At 62.8% G+C, this 19,700-nt stretch carries 23 protein-coding genes and 1 tRNA gene; 9 read left to right on the forward strand and 15 right to left on the reverse strand.

Annotated features, from left to right (window positions below; all coding sequences use genetic code 11):
* Window positions 1-138: 138 nt before the first annotated feature.
* Genes speD through ACN9MY_RS02100 form a run of 5 tightly spaced genes read right to left on the reverse strand, consistent with a single transcriptional unit; the run spans window position 139 to window position 3,607 of the window.
* On the reverse strand, window positions 139-498 hold the full coding sequence (gene speD, locus ACN9MY_RS02080; RefSeq protein WP_426167006.1) for an adenosylmethionine decarboxylase: 360 nt from the start codon (window positions 496-498) through the stop codon (window positions 139-141).
* The gene (locus ACN9MY_RS02085; RefSeq protein WP_426167008.1) at window positions 495-668 is read right to left on the reverse strand and encodes a hypothetical protein; all 174 of its coding nucleotides are present in this window, start codon (window positions 666-668) and stop codon (window positions 495-497) included. Before ACN9MY_RS02085 ends, speD begins: the two co-directional genes overlap by 4 nt.
* On the reverse strand, window positions 665-2,146 hold the full coding sequence (locus ACN9MY_RS02090; RefSeq protein WP_426320190.1) for a DUF4178 domain-containing protein: 1,482 nt from the start codon (window positions 2,144-2,146) through the stop codon (window positions 665-667). Before ACN9MY_RS02090 ends, ACN9MY_RS02085 begins: the two co-directional genes overlap by 4 nt.
* 10 nt (window positions 2,147-2,156) lie before the next feature.
* Window positions 2,157-3,209 (reverse strand): SPFH domain-containing protein, encoded by a 1,053-nt coding sequence (locus tag ACN9MY_RS02095; protein WP_426336789.1) that lies wholly within the window; start codon window positions 3,207-3,209, stop codon window positions 2,157-2,159.
* An 11-nt stretch (window positions 3,210-3,220) separates the two neighbouring features.
* Entirely contained in the window at window positions 3,221-3,607 is a 387-nt protein-coding gene (locus ACN9MY_RS02100; RefSeq protein WP_426167014.1) for a DUF350 domain-containing protein, read from the reverse strand.
* Between the two features lie 64 nt (window positions 3,608-3,671).
* On the opposite strand from ACN9MY_RS02100, the gene ACN9MY_RS02105 reads away from it, so the two are divergent.
* Together ACN9MY_RS02105 and ACN9MY_RS02110 are read left to right on the forward strand one after the other, a co-directional pair.
* Complete coding sequence (locus ACN9MY_RS02105) at window positions 3,672-5,183, forward strand: polyamine aminopropyltransferase (protein ID WP_426336790.1); 1,512 nt, start codon at window positions 3,672-3,674, stop codon at window positions 5,181-5,183.
* Window positions 5,183-6,802, forward strand: a complete 1,620-nt coding sequence (locus ACN9MY_RS02110; RefSeq protein ID WP_426336791.1) for an NAD(P)-binding protein — start codon at window positions 5,183-5,185, stop codon at window positions 6,800-6,802. The genes ACN9MY_RS02105 and ACN9MY_RS02110 overlap by 1 nt, the downstream gene beginning before the upstream one ends.
* An 8-nt stretch (window positions 6,803-6,810) precedes the next feature.
* Here the strand turns inward: ACN9MY_RS02110 and ACN9MY_RS02115 are convergent, their stop codons facing one another.
* From ACN9MY_RS02115 to ACN9MY_RS02130, 4 genes are all read right to left on the reverse strand, one after another.
* Window positions 6,811-8,421, reverse strand: coding sequence for an alkaline phosphatase D family protein (locus ACN9MY_RS02115; protein ID WP_426336792.1), 1,611 nt, complete (start codon window positions 8,419-8,421; stop codon window positions 6,811-6,813).
* 110 nt (window positions 8,422-8,531) lie between these two features.
* Window positions 8,532-8,825 (reverse strand): hypothetical protein, encoded by a 294-nt coding sequence (locus tag ACN9MY_RS02120; RefSeq protein WP_426336793.1) that lies wholly within the window; start codon window positions 8,823-8,825, stop codon window positions 8,532-8,534.
* 48 nt (window positions 8,826-8,873) lie between these two features.
* On the reverse strand, window positions 8,874-9,182 hold the full coding sequence (locus ACN9MY_RS02125) for a hypothetical protein (RefSeq protein ID WP_426320202.1): 309 nt from the start codon (window positions 9,180-9,182) through the stop codon (window positions 8,874-8,876).
* 348 nt (window positions 9,183-9,530) lie between these two features.
* Window positions 9,531-9,716, reverse strand: coding sequence for a hypothetical protein (locus ACN9MY_RS02130; protein ID WP_426336794.1), 186 nt, complete (start codon window positions 9,714-9,716; stop codon window positions 9,531-9,533).
* Window positions 9,717-9,923: 207 nt separating this feature from the next.
* Here ACN9MY_RS02130 and ACN9MY_RS02135 point away from each other — a divergent pair, with 207 nt between their 5' ends.
* From ACN9MY_RS02135 to ACN9MY_RS02145, 3 genes are read left to right on the forward strand one after another with little or no spacing between them, the layout of a single operon-like run.
* Window positions 9,924-10,409: a Spy/CpxP family protein refolding chaperone gene (locus ACN9MY_RS02135; protein WP_426320208.1), complete on the forward strand. Its 486-nt coding sequence runs from the start codon at window positions 9,924-9,926 to the stop codon at window positions 10,407-10,409.
* A 15-nt stretch (window positions 10,410-10,424) separates the two neighbouring features.
* Window positions 10,425-11,180, forward strand: coding sequence for a response regulator (locus tag ACN9MY_RS02140; RefSeq protein WP_426167032.1), 756 nt, complete (start codon window positions 10,425-10,427; stop codon window positions 11,178-11,180).
* Entirely contained in the window at window positions 11,173-12,171 is a 999-nt protein-coding gene (locus tag ACN9MY_RS02145; RefSeq protein ID WP_426167034.1) for a HAMP domain-containing sensor histidine kinase, read from the forward strand. Before ACN9MY_RS02140 ends, ACN9MY_RS02145 begins: the two co-directional genes overlap by 8 nt.
* Here the strand turns inward: ACN9MY_RS02145 and ACN9MY_RS02150 are convergent.
* Window positions 12,137-13,105: an extracellular catalytic domain type 2 short-chain-length polyhydroxyalkanoate depolymerase gene (locus tag ACN9MY_RS02150; RefSeq protein ID WP_426167036.1), complete on the reverse strand. Its 969-nt coding sequence runs from the start codon at window positions 13,103-13,105 to the stop codon at window positions 12,137-12,139. The two genes, ACN9MY_RS02145 and ACN9MY_RS02150, sit on opposite strands and share 35 nt — an antisense overlap.
* A 37-nt stretch (window positions 13,106-13,142) precedes the next feature.
* On the opposite strand from ACN9MY_RS02150, the gene ACN9MY_RS02155 reads away from it, so the two are divergent.
* A complete protein-coding gene (locus ACN9MY_RS02155; protein WP_426167038.1) occupies window positions 13,143-13,748 on the forward strand; it encodes a glutathione peroxidase in 606 nt (201 codons plus the stop codon).
* On the opposite strand, the gene ACN9MY_RS02160 is transcribed toward ACN9MY_RS02155, so the two are convergent.
* Window positions 13,749-14,162: a rhodanese-like domain-containing protein gene (locus ACN9MY_RS02160; RefSeq protein ID WP_426167040.1), complete on the reverse strand. Its 414-nt coding sequence runs from the start codon at window positions 14,160-14,162 to the stop codon at window positions 13,749-13,751.
* Between the two features lie 102 nt (window positions 14,163-14,264).
* On the opposite strand from ACN9MY_RS02160, the gene ftrA reads away from it, so the two are divergent.
* Window positions 14,265-15,233, forward strand: coding sequence for a transcriptional regulator FtrA (ftrA, locus tag ACN9MY_RS02165; RefSeq protein WP_426337620.1), 969 nt, complete (start codon window positions 14,265-14,267; stop codon window positions 15,231-15,233).
* 30 nt (window positions 15,234-15,263) lie between these two features.
* Entirely contained in the window at window positions 15,264-15,623 is a 360-nt protein-coding gene (locus ACN9MY_RS02170; RefSeq protein WP_426320221.1) for a DUF1428 domain-containing protein, read from the forward strand.
* Here ACN9MY_RS02170 and pabB read toward each other — a convergent pair.
* Genes pabB through ACN9MY_RS02185 form a run of 3 tightly spaced genes read right to left on the reverse strand, consistent with a single transcriptional unit; the run spans window position 15,609 to window position 18,684 of the window.
* Window positions 15,609-17,426 (reverse strand): aminodeoxychorismate synthase component I, encoded by a 1,818-nt coding sequence (gene pabB / locus ACN9MY_RS02175; RefSeq protein ID WP_426336795.1) that lies wholly within the window; start codon window positions 17,424-17,426, stop codon window positions 15,609-15,611. The two genes, ACN9MY_RS02170 and pabB, sit on opposite strands and share 15 nt — an antisense overlap.
* Window positions 17,423-17,998, reverse strand: coding sequence for a nucleoid occlusion factor SlmA (gene slmA, locus ACN9MY_RS02180; RefSeq protein ID WP_057262191.1), 576 nt, complete (start codon window positions 17,996-17,998; stop codon window positions 17,423-17,425). The genes pabB and slmA overlap by 4 nt, the downstream gene beginning before the upstream one ends.
* 14 nt (window positions 17,999-18,012) lie before the next feature.
* Window positions 18,013-18,684 carry a pyrimidine 5'-nucleotidase gene (locus ACN9MY_RS02185; protein ID WP_426167046.1) on the reverse strand — a complete coding sequence of 224 codons (672 nt, stop codon included), beginning with the start codon at window positions 18,682-18,684 and terminating at the stop codon, window positions 18,013-18,015.
* Window positions 18,685-18,702: 18 nt separating this feature from the next.
* Between ACN9MY_RS02185 and ACN9MY_RS02190 the strand changes: the two genes are divergently transcribed.
* Window positions 18,703-19,599 carry a TraB/GumN family protein gene (locus ACN9MY_RS02190; RefSeq protein WP_426320226.1) on the forward strand — a complete coding sequence of 299 codons (897 nt, stop codon included), beginning with the start codon at window positions 18,703-18,705 and terminating at the stop codon, window positions 19,597-19,599.
* Window positions 19,600-19,605: 6 nt separating this feature from the next.
* On the opposite strand, the gene ACN9MY_RS02195 is transcribed toward ACN9MY_RS02190, so the two are convergent.
* Window positions 19,606-19,680, reverse strand: a tRNA-Thr gene (locus ACN9MY_RS02195).
* Window positions 19,681-19,700: the final 20 nt, after the last annotated feature.

Below are 19,700 nucleotides of genomic sequence, written 5' to 3' on the forward strand. Positions count from 1 at the left end.
TCGGCGCCCGGCCGGGCGCTCTAGCTCAAACGCTGAAGGTCAGGCAGCCGACAGGAGGGCAAGATCAAACGAACGCATGGCAAAACTCCTGTCAGGTTGGTGGGAAAGCCGCCAGTGTCGCACCGGCGGCGGGGCAAGTCAATGCGGTGGCTCGCGGTCGACGGTGCGGACTTCGGAACACTCGGGCTGCAGTGCTTCCTCGATTACTTCCAGCGCCAGGTGGGGCTGGGCGGCGCCGCACATGAAGATGTCGGCGGCTGCGAAGCCGTTTTCGGGCCAGGTGTGGATCGAAATATGTGACTCCGCCAGCAACACGACGCCGGTTATTCCCAATCCGGTGCCAAAGCTGTGGAAGTGGCTGTGCAGCACCTGTGCGCCGGCTGCGGCTGCGGCGCCGCGCAGCAATTGCTCAATCCTTGTGCAGTCCGCAAGCAGGCCCGGCTCAATGCCGGACATGTCGGCCAGCAGGTGCGTGCCGCTGGGTTGGTGAATGCTCACTTATGGCCTCCGCCGCCGCCACCGCTGCCCCAGCTGCCGGAGCTGGAGGACCAGCTGCTGCCGTGGTAGCCGCCGCCGCTACTCGACGATGGGCCGCTGACAAACTTGATCCAGCTGGTGCCGACACTGAACATGCTCACCACCAGAGCGTAGCCGAAGAATTTATTCATTTTTTCGTTTGATCGTCGATTGCGTCCAGCACCAGGGCCGGCAGGTAGAGCGCAAGGCAGGCAAGGATCGTGACGCCGATGGTGCCGCCGAAATTGAACAGCAGCGGAATGGCGTTCAACGCCAGAATGCCGATGATCCAGTTCTTGGCCGAGCGCGCATATCGGCCTTTGCTGAAATCCTGTGCAACCTCGCCGCTGGCCTTGTCCTCGCCTTTGACGGCATCGCCGAACCAGGCTTTGAGCTGGTCCCAGGCGACCGGGGTTGATCGCGACCAGCCAAGTTCTGTGGGCGTTAGTTCGGCCGCGAGCGTCACCTGCTGGCGCTTGTATTCGTAGACGTGAGTATGGTCGCCTACCGCCACACGCCAGTTGAAGGCGCCGGCCGCGTAAGTCACGACGGAGTTGTAGTCATACAGTTTGCTGTAGCCGGCCTTGTCGAAGTTGACCGTCTGGGCGTCGAGCACGTTTGCTTCTGGCCACTGGTCCATCACATTGGCGCGCGACCAGCCATCGGCAGTTTCGACCAGCCAGGTAAAGCCATTCCGGCTGCCGTACAGCAGGTATTCGGTCCAGCCGCTGCCCTCGTCGTCGGCCCGGCGCATCACGCCGATGACGGTGAAATCCTGGTTGCCCAATTTGCCGGAGGCGCCCAGCGGCAGCGTGAAGTATTCTTTCTCTTGCCGCCGGCCGACGGCGATGACCTCGGCTTTCGGGCTGGCGGCGTCGATCTCGGTCTGGCAGGACTGGCAAACCAGGTTTGCTGTCAGCCCGGGCAGGTATTTGATCTGGCTGCCGCAGTTGGGGCAGTCCAGCGCATCGAGCTTGCCCCGGTAGCGGCCGGCGGTGCGCTTGATTTCGTCTGCATCGCGCAGTAATTGGGCTTGCATGGCTTCCAGCGTGACCGAGACGCCGGTGTACATCAGCGGCGGGCCTTCGTCGGAATAGTCGAGGGTAATGAAATGGCTGCCGCGCCGGAAGTCGGCGACTTTCGCCTGCCAGCCATCGCCCACCTTGAACGGCAGTTCGCCCTGGCCGCCGATGCACTGCGCGGTCCTGACGTCAGCCGACATATAGCGAGCGCCCACCAACTGGTAGGGTTTGCCAGGCTGGATGTCCTCAAAGGCCGGTAGCTGCGCATCGGGTTTGCGCAGGGTGGTCACCGTGTACTGGCCGGACGCGTCGCCCAGCCAGCCGCTGGTGGCGTCGTCGAAAACGATGAACCACTCGTTCCACATGCCCGCGTCGTAACGCAGCTGGATGCGGCCCACGACATTGAAGTTGCGGCCGCCCAGTACGCCGCTGGTGCCGACCTGGATCGGGGAATAGTCCTCCAGCACGGAGGAAATCTTGCCCAGGTCTTTGACCGCGCCGGCTTCCTTCAGTACACGCGTGTTGCAGTACTCGCACACCGCCATGACGGAGGCGTGTGAGCGGAAATTGACCTCTGCGCCGCAGCTAGGGCAGGAAACTGTTTGCATGCGGCCTGGCTTATCCGATCAGTTTCTTGAGCAGTTCAGCCTTGGTGGCGTCGTAGTCGGCTGGCGAGATCAGACCCTTGTCCAGCAGGGCTTTCAGCTTGCCGAGGCGGTCTTCGATCGATTCCTGCGCTGGCGCGGCGGGTGCCGCTGGTGCTGCCGGGGCTTGAACTGGCGCCGCGCCCGGATTCAGCGCCTGGCCCATAGTCTGGCCCATCACCTGGCCGACGGTCAGCCCAGCACCCAGGCCGGCGCCGATGCCTGCCAGGCCGCCTTCGTTGCCGGCAGCCAGCGGGATCGATTGCGCCACCTGGTATTTGGTGAAGCCGGCCATCTTGGCGTCGCTCATGCCGCCCTTCATGCCGGCGGAGATACGCTCGTCCAGCGCGGCTTGCAGTTCTTCCGGCAGGCTGACGCTGGCGACGTTGAATTCATCCAGGCCGATGCCGTAGCGTGCAAACGCGTCGGCCAGGCCGCCTTTGACTTCCTGCGCCATCAGGGCCTGGTTGGCCGCCATGTCGAGGAAGGCGATCTGCGAGGCGCCCAGCGAATTGGCCATGGAGGCCAGCAGGATGCCGCGCAGCTGGTCTTCCACGTCGTCGCGGGTGTAGATGTTGCGGGTGCCGCTCAATTCAGTGAAGAATTTGCGCGGATCGGCCACGCGGTAGGAATACATGCCGAAGGCGCGCACGCGGATCATGTCGAAATCCTTGTCGCGGATCGTGATCGGCTGCGGGGTGCCCCACTTGCGGCCGGTCTGCACGCGGGTGCTGAAGAAATACACATCCGACTTGAACGGGGAGTCGAACAGCTTGTCCCAGTTCTTCAGGTTGGTCAGCAGCGGCAGGTTTTGCGTGGTGAGCTTGTGGGTGCCGGGGCCGAACACGTCGGCAATCTGGCCTTCGTTGACGAATACCGCGACCTGCGATTCACGCACGATCAGCACGCCGCCGTTCTGGATCTCGAAGTCCTGCATCGGGTAGCGCCAGGACAATACGCCTTCCGCGTCCTCGTTCCACTGCAGTACGTCGATAAACTGCTTCTTGATAAAGCTGCCGATACCCATGATGTAACCTCTCAGGAAATGCAGGCGGCATTGATGCCGCCAATGGAAAGCGAAATAGTGCCGAGCAGGCCGCCGAAGGCGCTGTTGTCGGCCTCAATTTGGTCCTGCGCCATTTTCAGGCAGCGTGTCGTGATGGCGTAGCCGAGCGCTTGCACGATCATCGCGCCAAAGGCCCAGGCCAGGAACTGCTGCCAATTGTAGGTATGCAGGATGCTCGATGCGATGGTCATCGAAAAACCCAGCATGGCGCCGCCCAGCGACAGCGCCGCGGCATGGTTGCCCTGCCGGATCAATTTGACTTCGTCATACGGCGTCATCCATGTATAGGCTTTGAAGAAGACTACCAACAACAAGGCGGCCAGCGCCAGGTGGACCAGATAATTTAGGATGGCGTTCACGTCGATCCCCGGTTAAAGTGACATGCTTGTAGCAAAAGAAACATATTAGAACAAAAGCATCCAAATGACCAAAAAGATTCTCATTGTTTCAGTCTTCGTCGTCGCGTCCTGCGGACTTGCCTATGAATTGATCGCTGGCGCACTTTCCAGCTACCTGCTGGGTGATTCGGTGCTGCAGTTCTCCACCATTATCGGCTGTTACCTGTTCGCGATGGGTGTGGGGGCGCATTTTTCCAAGTATGTGAAAGACGAAGACGTGCTGGCCCGCTTCGTCGACATTGAACTGGCGGTGGGCCTGATCGGCGGCTTGTCCGCTGCCGTGCTGTTCATGACGTTTGCCTGGGCGTCGGCGCCGTTCCGCACCTTGTTGTACACCATGGTATTCCTGGTGGGAGCCATGGTGGGCATGGAGATTCCGCTGGTGATGCGCGCCCTGAACTCGCGCCAGACCGAGTTCAGTGAACTGGTGAGCCGCGTGCTGACTTTCGATTACCTCGGCGCGCTGGTGGTGTCGCTGCTGTTTCCGCTGGTGCTGGCGCCGCAGCTTGGGCTGGTGCGCACCGGTTTCCTGTTCGGGATGCTGAACATCGCGGTGGCCCTGTGGACAATTTATGTTTTCCGCACAGAGCTGGCGAACGTGGCCGGCCGTTTGCTGCGCGCCAGTGCCGTGATGCTGGCGCTGGTGATCGGTTTCAGCGGCGCGGACCGGCTGACCGGTTGGGGCGAACATGGGCTGTTTGGCGATGAAATCGTGTATTCGACCAGCACGCCGTACCAGCGCCTGGTAATCACCAAGTGGAAGGATGACCTGCGCCTGTATATCAACGGCAACCTGCAGTTTTCCTCGCGCGACGAGTATCGGTACCACGAAGCGCTTGTGCATCCGGTGATGGGGGCGCTGCCTTGGGCCAAGCGCGTGCTGATCCTGGGCGGCGGCGACGGGCTGGCGCTGCGCGAAGTCCTGCGTTATCCACAGGTCGAACACGTCACCTTGGTGGACCTGGACCCGGCGATGACGGCGGCCTTCACCCAGCGCGATGAACTGGTGGCGCTGAACAAGGGATCTTTCCGCGATAAGCGCGTGACGGTGGTGAATGCCGACGCGGCGATCTGGCTGCAGCAGAACCAGGACATGTTCGATGCAGCGATTGTCGATTTTCCCGATCCTTCCAGTTTCGCGCTGGGCAAGTTGTATTCAGTGCCGTTCTACGGCGTGCTGAAGAAGCATATTGCCGTCAATGGCCTGGTGGTGGTGCAGGCGACCTCGCCGTTCTTCGCGCCGCATGCCTATTGGACGGTGGATGCGACGTTGCGCGACGTGGGCATGCGTACCTGGCCGTATCACCTGTATGTGCCATCTTTTGGCGAATGGGGCTTCATCATGGCTTCGCCGCAGCTTGATTACCGGCCGCCCGAGGCGTACAGCCTGCCGATGCGTTTCCTGAATGCAGAGACCACGAAGGCAATGTTTGCCTTCCCTCCGGACATGAAACCGCTGCCGATGGCGCCGAACCGTCTCAACACACAATCGCTGGTGCATGAATTCGAGCAGGACTGGCGCAGGGTGATTCGCTGATGCTGCGTCGTTCTTTCCTGGCCTGGGCTGCTGCCGGCGGCGTTACCGCTGCGGCCAGCGTGGCTGGATACCTGCGATGGCAGGAGATTACGCCGGTCGTGAATGCGCCTGGGCGCGATGAAGGGCATTTCCTGCGCGACCGCAAGCCTTTGCCTGCACCGTCGCAGTCATTGTCGGCTGATGTGCTGATCCTCGGTTCCGGTGCTGCGGCGTTGACTGCTGCCTGGCAGTTGCGAAAGCAGGGGCATGATGACTTCCTGATGCTGGACGGACCCGAGCCATATGGGAATGCTGCTGGCGGGCGATTCGGCGCGTTGGGGTACCCGACGGGCGCGCATTACCTGCCGCTGCCGACCGAGGAATGCGCCCATGTGCGCGAACTGCTGGCGGACCTGGGCGTGATCCAGCGCGGGGCAACGTCGCGCAAACCTTATTACGACGAGCGCTTTGTGCTGCATGCGCCGGAAGACCGGTTGCTGTTCAATGGCGCCTGGCAGGAGGGCGTCTTGCCGCATGAAGGGGTGCCGGATGCCGAATTGGCCGAGCACAAGCGCTTCTTTGCGCAAGTGGATGCGTTGCGCAGTGCGGTCGGCGAGGATGGAAGACGCAGGTTCACTTTCCCCAGCGAGCATTCGTCGGCGGATGCGGAGGCGGCGCAGCTCGATGCCATGAGCTTTGGCGCCTGGCTTGCCCAGCAAGGCTATCGCGCGCCTTCTTTGCTGTGGTACATGGACTATTGCTGCCGCGATGATTACGGCGCGGGACTTGATGCGGTCTCCGCCTGGGCGGGGCTGCATTATTTCTGCGGCCGCGGCGGCGAAGCGGAGAACGCGGAGCAGGGCGCCTGGCTGACCTGGCCGGAGGGACTACAGGCGCTGGCCAGTGGAATGGAGCGGCTCGCGCGGCCCAAGCGGCTCGCGGGTAGCGCGGTGCGTGTGCGGGTGGACAACGCCAGCGGCGGCACGGGCCAGGGGCGGGGCGTGGAAGTGCTTTGCTTTGCGCTCGAACGCGGTGTGCCGCGCACGTTCACGATCCGCGCGCGCCGCGTCATTTCCGCGATGCCGCTGCATGTCACGGCAAGGGTTGTGGAAAACATGCCGGATGTCCACAAGCAAATTCACGCGCCATGGATGGTGGCGAATTTCCTGATGAAGCGTTTTCCACAGGAGCTGCCGGCGGTACCGCTGTCCTGGGATAACGTGGTGCATGGGACCAAGGGCCTGGGCTACGTGGTCTCGACGCACCAGGACATCCGCGTGGCGCCGCCGGAGAAGACGGTCTTTACCAGCTACGTGGCGCTGGCCGACCGCGATCCGCGCGAGGCACGCAAATGGATGACGGCGGCGAGCGGCGAAGAGTTGCTGGCGCTGGCGAGCGTCGACCTGAGGGCGGCTTACGGCGCACAATTCGAACGTTGCGTGGAGCGCGTGGATATCACTTTGCGCGGCCATGCGATGGCGGTTCCGGTGCCGGGATTCCGCAGCGATGCGGGCCTGAAGGCCTTGCGCGAAATGGATGGCCCGGTATTGTTTGCGCATTCCGACTTGAGCGGCTTCTCCGTGTTCGAAGAAGCGTCCTGGTGGGGCTACCGCGCAGCCCAAAAGGCACTGCGCGGCTAACTGCTGGCTCAGGCGGCCGGGGGCAAGGTGTTGGAGTAGACCGAGACGCCGTCAAGGTCTCGGAGGTCGATTGTGAATGCTTTCGTCTGCGGGTCAATGTTCACTTCACCGAAGAACTGGAAGCCGGCGAAAGGTGAGAGATTGGCTTGCCCGGTGGGCGGCGCTTTCTGGAATTTGACCTGCGGCCCGAAGGTTGCGTCCAGGAGATTGGGGCCGAAAGTACCGGCGTTCAGTGGGCCAGCAACGAATTCCCAGAATGGCGAAAAGTCGGTGAACTGGGCCAGCGCTGGATCGTAGTAGTGGGCGGCGCAGTAATGGACGTCGGCAGTTATCCACACCACGTTCTTGATCGACTTGATGTCGCGCAGCAGGCTGGCCATTTCGATCTCGCGCCCTAGCGGCACGCCATCGTTTCCGTTGGCGATTGCTTCCCAGCGCGCGGTGCCGCTGGCGTCCTTGCCGTCGGGGACTTGCAGGCCGATCGGCATGTCCGCGGCAATCACTTTCCACGTTGCGGTTGATTGTGCGAGCGAATCCTTGAGCCATTTCACCTGGGCCGAGCCAAGGAAGGCGCTTGCATCGCTTTCGACCTCCTGCAGGTTGGTGCTGTTCGGGCCGCGATATGAACGCATGTCGAGGACGAACACGTCGAGCAGCGGGCCGTAGGGGATGCGGCGATAGACGCGTTGCGATTCAGGCTGGTCGCCCCAGCGCATTGGGGCGTATTCCAGAAAGGCCTGCCTGCCTCGGGCGATCAGCGTCTGGATGTTCTTTCCCGTGTAGCGGGTATCGGCGCTCAAGTCTTTCGATGCCGACCAGTTGTTGGTGACTTCGTGGTCATCCCATTGCCAGATCTGCGGGACTTCGGCGTTGAAGCGGCGCATATTCTCGTCCATCATGTTATAGCGATAGCGGCCGCGAAACTCATTGAGCGTTTCGGCGACTTTCGAGACCTCCGGAATCACGAGGTTCTTCCAGGTCCGCCCGTTCTCGGCCTTTACTTCAGCGCTGATTGGCCCGTCGGCGTAGATGTTGTCGCCGCTGTGCACGAAGAAGTCCGGCTGGCGCTTGCGCATGGCTTCGTAGATTTTCATGCCGCCGAATTCGGGATTGATGCCCCAGCCCTGGCCTGCGGTATCACCGCTCCATACGAAACGCACGGGGCGCTTGCCGTCCGGCGCTGGCAGCGTGCGGAAGCTGCCGGTCGCCAGTTCGCTTCCGATTTTCAGGTCGGTGGCGCTGTCGTAGGAGACGCGCAAGAAGATCCTTTCGCCGGAGGGCAGGCCTGTCAACTCAATACGGCTGGTGAAATCGCTCGCTTCCGTGGCCGTCGGGCCAAGGATCTGGCGGGGATTGAGGAAGCCTTCAGTGGTGTCGAACTCTACCCGCATGCGGGCAAGGCGGTCCGAACGCGACCACACGACTGCCCGGCCATCGGCGATGTCGCCAATCTGAAAACCGTACGGCAGCTTGGGTCGCTCGGATTCGGCAGCAATAATGTTCGGTGCTGCAGGAGAGCTGCCGGAGCCGCAACCGGAAAGCCCAAATGCTGCCGTGCCTACCGTGAAAGCTCCCGTGTGGGTCAGGAAGCGCCGGCGGGTATAACCAGGATTCGTCATATTGAAGCCTCATTGATGTTAAACGGTACATCAATGTATTTTCGAAATATGACGGGCAATTGACGAAAGGCCTCTTCGTGATCGAAGAGGCCTTTCGGGAGGAAGCGGGATTACTTGGCGGCGGCTGGAGCTGCAGCCGGTGCAGGCGCCGCGGCCGTGGCCGGGGCCGGGCTCGCCTTCACTTCGGACTTGGTTTCAGCAGGCTTCTCGGCCTTCTTGTGGGTACCCTTGTGCGCAGTCTTCTTTTCGACTTTCGCGTCGGTCTTGGCTTCCACTTTCGCTTCTACCTTGGCTTCTGCTGCTGGAGCAGCTGCCGGTGCCGGAGCGGCCGGAGCAACCGGGGTGGTCGCGAATGCAGCGGTAGCGAACAGGCCGGCGATCAGGGTAGCGATGGTCTTTTTCATGGTGCGAGTCCTTTAAGTCGAATTTGGGGGCTGAGTACTTGGCGGAGATTACTTGGCTGCTGGAGCTGCGGCAGGAGCAGGTGCAGCAGCCGGTGCAGGCGCCGCGGCCGTGGTCGCAGCCGGGCTCGCCTTCACTTCAGACTTGGTTTCAACAGGCTTCTCTGCCTTCTTGTGTGCGGTTTTGTGCACGGATTTCTTTTCGACCTTTGCATCGGTCTTGGCTTCCGCTTTCGCTTCTACCTTGGCTTCAGCTGCAGGCGCCGCTGCTGGCGCTGGAGTGGTTGGAGCAACCGGGGTGGTAGCAAAAGCAGCGGTAGCGAACAGGCCGGCGATCAGGGTAGCGATGGTCTTTTTCATGGTGTGTGTCCTTTTAATGATTAGTGTTTAAGTTCGGTAGCGAGGATTACTTGGCTGCTGGCGCTGCGGCAGGCGCTGGCGCCACGGCGGTGGTCTTGTGCGTGCCTTTATGTTCGGTCTTCTTCTCGACTTTCGCGTCGGTCTTGGCTTCTACCTTGGCCTCAGCCTTGGCGCTGGTGGCTGCGACGGCTGCCGCAGGAGTCGCTGCTGGCGCTGGCGTGGTCGGAGCGGCTGGGGTGGTAGCGAAAGCAGCGGTAGCGAACAGGCCGGCGATCAGGGTAGCAATGGTCTTTTCATGGTGCGTGTCCTTTGAAAGAAATTATGTAAATCGTTTAGCTAGTTAGTTGATTACTTCTTTTCATCGGCAGGTTTCTGAACTTCCTGCTTCACTTCCTGTTTGACTTCGGCTTTGACTTCAGCCTTCACTTCAGCCTTTACTTCCGGGACCGCTGGGGTAGCTGGGGCAGGAGTTTGTTGTGCGAATGCGGCGCTTGCGAACAGACCGGCGATCATGGTGGCGATGACTTTTTTCATTTTTAAATCCTCACTATTAGTTGATCTTGTGTAGCGCACTGTTTCCTGTGTCACTGAGCTGAAAACGGGCTCACTCAGCAGTATGTTGACGGTCATTACAAACCCTTACATTTGTCGCAGATTTACAAAACTTTACGCAGGACTCATAGAGGCGACATGCGTGCTCCCTAAAGTGGCCATACCCACTAACCCTTATTAGGAGATGTCATGAACAAGAAGTACTGGATCGCAATCGCCGCAGTTGTCGCCGCCCTGGGCGGTACCGCCGCCTATGCCGGCGCAGACCATGGAAGCGGCCATGGCCACGGTCGCGGACACAGTCCATGGACGATGGATGCCGCCCAGGCGGATAAGCACATCGAAACCATGGTGGCGCACATCCTGCCCGACGCTACCGAGGCCCAGAAATCACGCCTGACCGAAATTGCCAAGGCCTGCTTCAATGACGTCAAGCCGATCCACCAGCAGTTGCAGGAGGGGCATGAGGCGATGCACAAGCAGTTGGCGCAGCCAGCCATCGACCGCGCTGCGCTGGAAACCCTGCGCGCTGACCACATGAAAAAAATGGACCTGATGTCGCGCCGCGTGCTGGCTGCTGCGATGGATGCTGCCGAAGTCCTCACGCCCGAACAGCGCGCGAAGTTCAACGGCGCCCTGCACATGATGGCGATGAGCCACATGGGGAGCCATTAAGCTATAGTCTCAACCATGTCCCAACCCCTTGTCCTCATCATCGACGACGACCAGCGCCTGGCGGCGATGGTTGAAACTTACCTGGCCCAGAATGGCCTGCGCGTGGAGCATGCCGAAACCGCGCAGGCCGGCCTGGACCGGCTGGCGCAGGCCGATGCAGGCAGCTTTTCCGCCCTGATCCTGGACCTGATGCTGCCCGACGTCGATGGGCTGGAAGTTTGCCGCCGCCTGCGCAACATGCCGCAGCCGATGCGCAGCCTTCCGGTGCTGATGCTGACGGCCAAGGGGGACCCCCTCGATCGCGTCATCGGCCTGGAACTTGGCGCAGACGACTACTTGCCCAAGCCTTTCGAGCCGCGCGAGTTGCTGGCCCGACTGCGGGCGCTGTTGCGCCGCCCGGCGCTGGCTGATGTCGGCGGTGCAGCGGGGCCGGCAGCAGCCGGGCAGCCGGCCGCCGAACCGCCGTTGCGCTTTGGCCGGCTCGAGATCGACCCCGGCGCGCGCATCGTGCGTGTCGACGGCGCCGAGCGGCCGCTTACGGCCTATCAGTTCGACCTCCTGATGGCCTTTGCCCAGCGTGCCGGCCGGGTGCTGTCGCGCGAACAGTTGATCGACGCGCTGAAGGGGGGCGCGCTGGAGCCTTTCGACCGTTCCATTGATGTGCACGTGGGCCGGGTGCGCGCCGCTATTGAGGATGATCCGAAGGCGCCGCGCCGCATCATTACCGTGCGTGGCGCGGGATATGTCTTCGCCAAGGTGCAGGATGCGTAACTTCGGCTCGCGCATGTATGTGCGCATTTATGCGACGCTGCTGGCCTGCATTGTGCTGGCCGTGCTGATGTTCGGCTACATCCACTTCTGGTTCGCGCCGCCGCGCCATATGCCGCGCAATGCCACGATGGCGGTGACGATGCTGCTGTTGATGATCGCGATTGTGATTGCAGCGGGCGCCTATCCCGTCGTGCGCCGCATTACGCGCCGGCTGGAGCAGCTGCAGGGCAGCGTGCAGGCCTGGGGCAGGGGCGACCTGGGCGCGCGCGTGGATGTGCATGGGGCGGACGAGGTAGCCCAGTTGGCCGCCAGTTTCAACGATTCGGCGGCGCGCATCGAGGCACTGGTGGGGGCGCAGAAGTCCCTGTTGGCCAATGCATCTCACGAGCTGCGGTCGCCGCTGGCGCGCATTCGCATGGCGGTGGAGTTGCTGCAGGATTCCGCCAGTCCGGCGATACGCCAGGAGTTGGCGCGCAATATCTCCGAGCTGGACCAACTGATCGACGAGGTCTTGCTCGCGAGCCGGCTGGATGCGGTTCCGCAGGAGCATGCAGCGATCGAAGAAGTGGAGCTTACCGGCATCGTCGCGGAAGAATGCGCACGGGTAGGGGCAGTACTGGATGGCGTAGCCGGAGCAGTGCAGGGCGATGCGACGCTGCTGCGTCGCATGGTGCGCAACCTTCTGGAGAACGCGCGCCGGCATGGCGGCGAGGCTGAGGTGAGCGTGATGCTGGCCAGCGCTGGCGGCGGCACCATGCTTGAAATATGCGACCGCGGGCCGGGCGTGCCGGCGGCTGAGCGCGAGCGGATTTTCGAGCCCTTCTACCGGCTGCCGGGCGCTTCTGAGAAGGCGGGCAGCGTCGGCCTTGGCCTGGCGCTGGTGCGCCAGATCGCCCGCTGCCATGGCGGCGAGGTCGAATGCCTGCCGAACGGCGAGCATGGCGCCTGCTTCCGGGTCACGCTCCCGTCAGACGGTCAGCCATCCGCTTGATGGCGCGCAACTGGCGGCCGCCCTGCACCGAATAGTCCGGATCGTCGTAGCCCCACCAGTCCCAGCATGCTTTCGGATTCGGCATCGGCGTGATTGCCGCCGCTTGCGGGTAGAGCACCACAATGCGGTTGGTGTCGGCCCAGGCGTTGTAGCCCGCGTGGCGCGCGTAAGTATCCTTGAGGGTGCCGATGTCCTGCAAGCAGCCGTGCAGGGCGATGTGCAGCTTGCAGCCGGTGCCACCGGCTTCGCAGCCTGGTGGAATGTAGACATAGCCGGTGTTGGCCATGCCGTGCGTGGTCGGCGCCGGGAGGAATTCGGACTGGTCGAACTCCTGCAGCTTGCCTGCCGGGGCGGCATTGTCGCCGCGTGCTTTCAGCGGGCCGTAGATCCATTGCAGCAGGTTGCCGGCCGCGTCGAAACCGCAGTTGCTGATAAATGGCGCGGCCAGGGCGTCACACCTGTTGCCATAACTGTCGGTCGGCATGGCGTGGCCGGCGGCCAGGTCGCTCTTGAACTGAACCTGTGCGGCGGGGATAAAGGCTGCGTAATATTTGGCCAGGTCGGCCATTGAGGCTGCAGGCACCAGCTTGTCGAGGGTGCCGGAGAACATCCACACGCGGTGCGTGGCCAGCTTCGCAACCGGATCTACCAGGCCCGCTTCGGCGCGCTTGCGGGTCACGGCTGCCAGTTCGGCCACATCGGCGCCTTTGCAGCTGCCGATGGCGTTCATCATGCTGCCTTGCGCGCAGTAGTAGCTGCCACCGGCGATGATGCCCGCGCCAACCACGCTGCCGGAGTAGGCGACCTGGTATTGCACCGCCATGAAGGCGCCCGACGAGAGGCCGGAAATCGACACCTGCTGTGTCTTCATGGCTGGCAGCGGCGCCGGCGCTGCGGTGGCTGCCAGCGCCAACGTGCAGCCGGCAATTGTCATACAATCGGAAATTCGAACGAACCGGAAGAGACTACCCATGCCATCTATCCTCACCAAGTTTGCAGCGCTGTCCGCGCTGAGCCTGAGCGCCGCTGCCGCCTTCGCACAGGCGCCTGCCGCGCAATCTGCAGCCGCAGCAGCCGCCAATGCGCCGGCCGCGAGCTGCCCCGCTATCCTGAAACAGTCCTTCAACCGCCTGCAGGACGATGCGCCGCAGGACCTGTGCCAGTACGCCGGCAAGGTGATCCTGGTCGTCAACACGGCCAGCTATTGCGGCTATACCCCGCAGTACAAAGGACTGGAAGAAGTGTATGCGAAATACGCGGGGAAAGGTCTGGTCGTGCTGGGCTTCCCATCGAATGATTTCGGCAAGCAGGAGCCGGGCAGCAGCAAGGAAATCGCTGACCTCTGCTACAACACCTATGGCGTGAAATTCCCGATGTTCGCCAAGTCGGTGGTGTCGGGCGACGCGCCGAACCCGTTCTACGCGAAGCTGATCAAGGCGACCGGCAAGGCGCCGGCCTGGAACTTCCATAAATACCTGATCGACCGCAAAGGCAATGTGGTCGAGAGCTTCCCGAGCAAGGTCAAGCCGGACGATAAAGCCCTGGTTGAAGCGCTCGAGAAAGCCCTCGCAGGCTGATTACGCGGCGGCGGCTACCGGGGAAGTGGCGAGGGTGAAGCCCTCATCCAGCCAGCCGGTGATCCCGCCCGTCATGATTTTCACCGGGCGGCCCAGCTTGGCCAGCCGGATCGCCGCGCGCGCTGCGCCGTTGCAGTGCGGGCCGGCGCAGTAGGTCACGAAAACGGTCTCCGGCGGGTACTCGGCCAGCTTGGAGCCGATGATCTTGCGGTGCGCCAGGTCCACCGCGCCGGGCACATGGCCGGCAGCATATTTTTCCGTTCCCCGTACGTCGAGCAGCACGAAATCCTGTTGCGCCGTTCCCATTACGCTGTGGACATCCCAGCAATCCGTTTCAAAACGCAGCGAATCTTCAAAGTGGGCGAGGGCCTCGGCGCAAGGGGCGGCGGCGACTTCGGTGACGATGGATGGCATCTTGTCTCTCCTGTGGCGTTGAAAGTGACTCCATTCTCGGCCGCAGCGGCTTAGCGCGGCAGTGGCGCGAATGCCATATTGCGTTAAGATTGCGCCATGAGCGTGAAAAGACACTTGGTCGTGGCGCTGGCCTACGATGGCCTGTGCACCTTTGAATTCGGCTGCACGGTCGAATTGTTTGCCCTGGACCGTCCGGAGCTGGGCGTGGATTGGTACGACTTTGCCGTCTGCTCGGTCGAGCCGGGCCCGATCCGCGCAGCGGGCGGCATCGTGGTGCAGGCGCCTTACGATCCATCGCTGCTGGAACGGGCCGATACCATCGTGATCCCCGGCTGGCGCGACGCCGATGAAGCGCCGCCGGAAGCCCTGCTGGCACAAATCCGTGCCGCCCATGCGCGCGGCGCCCGCCTGTGCACCATCTGCTCGGGCGTATTCATCCTCGCCGCAGCGGGCTTGCTGGACGGCCGCCGCGCTACGACGCATTGGCGCTACGTCGAGCGGCTGGGGCGCCGCTATCCTCGCGTGCACGTGCTGGCGGATGACTTGTATGTCGACGAGGGGCAAATCATTACCTCTGCCGGGTCGGCGGCGGGACTGGACATGCTGCTGCATCTGGTGCGGCGCGATTACGGCGCGCGGGTCGGCAATATGGTGGCGCAGCGTCTGGTGGTGGCGCCGCATCGCGAGGGCGGGCAGGCGCAGTTCCTGCCGCGTCCCATGGCGCACGATGAGCAAGGCAGGTTGTCGCGCCTGATGGACTGGCTGCGCAGCCATCCCGCCGAGCCGCACACGGTGGCCAGCATGGCCGAGCGCGCGGCCATGAGCCCGCGCACCTTGCAGCGCCAGTTCCAGGACGCTACTGGCATGGGGCCGGTCGAATGGCTGGCCCGCGAGCGGGTAGCGATTGCGAAGGATTTGCTGGAGTCGCCGGACATCGCCTTGGCACAGGTAGCCGAGCGGGCAGGTTTCGGCTCGGAAGAGTCGCTGCGCCACCATTTCCGCCGCATCGCCTCAACCACGCCCGGCGCATACCGGCGTGCTTTCCTTGTCACGGCCAATCGTGCGGCATAAGCTGAGGGCTCACTTCACAAGGAGATTCAAATGGCTTATGTCGATGGATTCATTGTGCCGGTTCCCAGCAAGAACATGGATGCGTACCTGGAGATGTCGCGCCAGTGCGCCAAGGTGTGGCGCGAATATGGCGCGATCGAGTATCGCGAGACCGTCGCCGACGATGTGAAAGTAGGCGTTCACACTTCCTTCCCGCAGGCGGTCAAGCTGGAGGACGGCGAAGTAGTGGTGTTCTCGTGGATTATCTATCCCTCGCGCGAAGTGCGCGACTCCTGCAACGAGAAAGTCATGTCGGACCCGCGCATGAAGGACATGATGGATCCCGCCAGGATGCCGTTTGACGGCAAACGGCTGATCTATGGCGGCTTCGAAATGCTAATCGACCTGTAGGCTCGCGCGCATCGCGCCGCGCAGGGAATTGCACACCACGATTTCCTCCGCGGCGAGCAGCATGTCGCGCGTGACGATGCGCTCCTGTGCGCCCCTGGCATCGATGATCACGGCACGCATCACGCCCGGCAGCGTGCCACTGGATAAAGGCGGCGTTATCCACAGGCCATCCATGCGGAGGAATACGTTGCTGCGTCCTCCTTCCGTCAACTCCCCGCGCTCATTGAAGAACAGCTTGTCGAAGGCGCCTTGGGCATCGGCGGCTTTCCACGCCGCGTCATAGTGCTCGCGGATGGTGGACTTATGGCGCAGGAACAGGTCGCCGCTGTCGGTGGCTTCATCAGCCAGCAACACGCTCACGGGCTCCTGCAGCGGCGACAGGGCGCCGGTCTGCACGGCGAAGGCGCCGGCGCTGTTCATTGCGAGCCGCAGCCGGTGCGGCTGGCCGGCGGGCAGGGCCTGGCAGGCCAGCGTGAGGTAGGCTCGGGCGGCAGCTTCATCCCAGGCGAAGCCGAAATAGCGTGCCGATGCCGCAAGGCGTTGCAGGTGGCGCTCCAGATGGCGGGGGCCGGCTTCGCGCGTGGCATGCATGGTTTCGAATAGTTCGAAATCATTTGACAGGCCGGTCAGGAAGCGGGCCTTCAACTGGCATTCGGCGAATTCGTCGTGCGGCTCGCTGTCGTAGACGATGCCGGCGCCGACGCCCATCACGCCTTTGCGGATGCCGTGTTGCTCCGCCTGGAGCGTCAGCGTGCGGATCGGGACGTTCAGGCAGAAATCGCCACCCGGGGCGAACCAGCCGACGGCGCCGGTGTAAATGCCGCGTGGTTCGGGTTCCAGCTCGGCGATGATCTCCATGGTGCGCTTCTTGGGTGCTCCGGTGATGGAGCCGCAAGGATAAAGCGCGCTGAAGATCTCTCCCAGCGTGGCGCCTTCGCGCAGGCGGGCCTGCACGGTGGAGGTCATCTGCAGCACGCTGCTGAAACGCGTGACTTCGAACAGTTTCGGGACCTCGACGCTGCCGGTAGCGGCCACCCGGCCGATATCATTGCGCAGCAGGTCGACGATCATCAGGTTTTCAGCGCGGTTCTTCGGGTCGGCCGCGAGGGCAGCAGCTCGGCGAGCATTTTCCGCTTCGTCGGCAGCAGCGGGGGCGGTGCCCTTCATCGGGCGCGCGGTCAGTGTTTCGCCTTCCTTGCGCACGAAAAGTTCCGGCGACAGCGACAGGACGGCGCGGCCATCGTCAAAGCCGATCAGCGCGCCGTACGGCACCGGCTGGCGGGCACGCAGGCGCTGATACAGCGCAAACAGCGAACCGAAGGCGTCGAAATGCAGGCGATAGGTGTAGTTGACCTGGTAGGTGTCGCCGGCGGCGATGTAAGCGCGGATGCGCTGGATGGCGTCGACAAACTGCGCTTCGCTCACATTGGCGCGGATGCTGGCCACGCCGGCCGGTGTGGTATCGGCTGCGGCCTGGGCGGCCAGCCAGTCTGCGACCTCCGCCTGCGACAGCTCGTCGCAGCGCTCGAACAGCAGTACCTGCGCCAGTGGCGGCGCGTCGTGTGCGGCAGCGCGCGGCTCGACGCCGACGATATGGTGTCCCAACTCGTAGCTGAGCACGGGCACCGCGTGCAAGCCGCGTGCGAGAGCCTGCTCCATGCCGGCCAGCACGCCTGGCCAGCCGGAGAAGTCGCTGCAGGCGAGGGTAGCGTGATGTCCGGTGTAGAGGCGGGATAACCGGCCAGCGCCGGTGGCTGGATCGACGCTAGCGTCGTCCAGCAAAGCAAAGGACAAGCAGTTCAATTCAGCAGCAATGCAATCTGTACGGCGGCGTCTTGCGAAGGATTCGACTTGAAGCCGCTCTTGGCGTATCGGTGCCAACGGCCCAGCACAAAGCTGACCAGCAGCCCGGCGCGGGCGGTGACGTCAGCCTCATGGGCCTGGCCTTCGGCCGCTGCAGCACGCAGCGCCTGTTTCAGTGCCAGTTCCACGCGGTCGTAGAACTGGTTCATACGCTGCTGCAGGCGCTCGTCTTCGTTGACCAGCGCGTCGCCGATCAGCACCCGGGTCATGCCAGGGTTGCTGCTGGCGAAATGCAGCAGCATGCCCAGGATGTCGCGCGCCTGGGCCAGGCCGTCCGCTTGCTTGTCGGCGATCTGGTTGATCAGGCCGAACACGGTGGACTCGATGAATTCGATCAGGCCCTCGAACATCTGGGCCTTGCTGGCGAAATGGCGGTACAGTGCCGCCTCGGAGACATCCAGCTTGCGCGCCAGCGCAGCAGTAGTGATCTTTTCTCCTTTTGGATGCTCCAGCATTTCAGCCAGTGCCTGGAGGATTTGCAGCTTGCGCTGTCCGGGCTGTGTACTTGCCATAGGTTTTGGACCAGTTATTTTAAGTTTCTGACAGATTTTACTTTGACATCAAGCCATGCCGGTTTTTTCCCCGGTTTCAGCAGGTATTGCGTCACCCACACCGTGCGCATGCCCAGCGCATGCGCCGAACGCAGGTTATCCAGCGTGTCTTCGACAAGGATACACCGGCGCGGGTTCAGGCCCTTCCGGCGCATCAGCCGCCGCAGCATGACGCGCGATGGCTTGGGGCGCAACTGGCGATGCACATGCATTGATTCGATGGTGATCTGGTCGCTGAAATGCCGGCCGATGCCCATATGCCCGACCACCTTGCGCGCGTAATCGCGTGGCGCATTGGTCAGCAGGATCTTGCGGCCGGGCAGGCGGCGCAGGAGCTGGCCCAGGCCGCGCTCATAGCGGATCATCGACTCGATTTCCGGCAGGTCGTGCGTCTCGCGCAGGAAGTGGGCCGCGTCCACGCCATGGTGGCGCACCAGTCCAAGCAGGGTGGCGCCGTAGCGCTGCCAGTAAAGGGCGCGGGTGGCGCTGATTTCCTCTGCGCTGGCCGGCGTGTCGCCGTCGCCCAGCACGCGCGCCATGTACGCGTTCATCTTCTCCACCATGGCGGGGAAGATGGCATGCGATGCATTGTGCAGCGTGTTGTCCAGGTCGAACAACCAGACCGGTGCCAAAGGTTTAATATTCACGTTCTACTTGGAGAGACTATGCGACGCACGATTATAGTGATGTTTTGCCTGCTGCTTGGATTGAGCTTTTCGGCCACTGCCGCCCCGCCGGCGCGCGGCGCGCTCTACAAGCTGGAATACGCTGGCCATACATCGTGGCTGTTCGGCACCATCCACGTTGGCCTGCCCGACTTCTACCCGCTGGAGCCGCGCGTCACGCAGGCCATGGAACGCGCCACGGCGGTGGGGCTGGAAGTCGATCCCGCCGCCGATCCGGCCAAGTCGATGGCGGTAATGCGTGAGTACGGCCTGTATGCGCCCGGCACTGGCAGCGCCATGACCGACATCCGCCCCGAATACCGCCCGCGCCTGGAAAGCATGTTGAAGAAGCACGGCATCGCGCCGGAAATGGTGGCGTCGATGAAACCATGGCTGATCGTCATGATGATCACCATCGGCGAATACCGTGCGCTGGGCTACCGTCCGGAGCTGGGCGTCGACCTGCAGCTGGCGCGCACCGCCCACGGCCGCAACCAGCGCGTGGTGGAACTGGAATCGGTCGGCGGCCAGGCCGCGCTGTTCGGCCGCCTGACGCCGCAGGAACAGGCGCGCTTCCTGGAAGACAGCCTGGATACCTTTGAAGACAGCAAGCAGGGCGTGCAGCCGCGCGACCTGGTCGACGCCTGGGCTTCCGCTGATGCCGCCAAATTCGACGCCCTGGCGCGGGAGGTGGAAGAGGACAAGACCTTCTCCGGCAAATTCATGAAAAAGGTGTTGCTGGAAGAGCGCAATCCCGTGCTGGCCGACGGCATCGTGGAAATGATGAAAAAAGAACAGCACAGCTTTGCCGCTATCGGCACTCTGCATCTGGTCGGATCGGGAAACGTTGCGGAACTGCTGCGCCAGCGTGGCGTGAAAGTAGAGCGGATCTACTGAGGAGAATGGTGCCCTTGACGTGGATTGAACACGTGGCCTCTCCCTTACCAAGGGAGTGCTCTACCACTGAGCTACAAGGGCATTCACGTTTTTGGCGGTTG

This window comes from Pseudoduganella sp. R-31 (assembly GCF_049913235.1).
GTDB lineage: Bacteria > Pseudomonadota > Gammaproteobacteria > Burkholderiales > Burkholderiaceae_D > Rugamonas.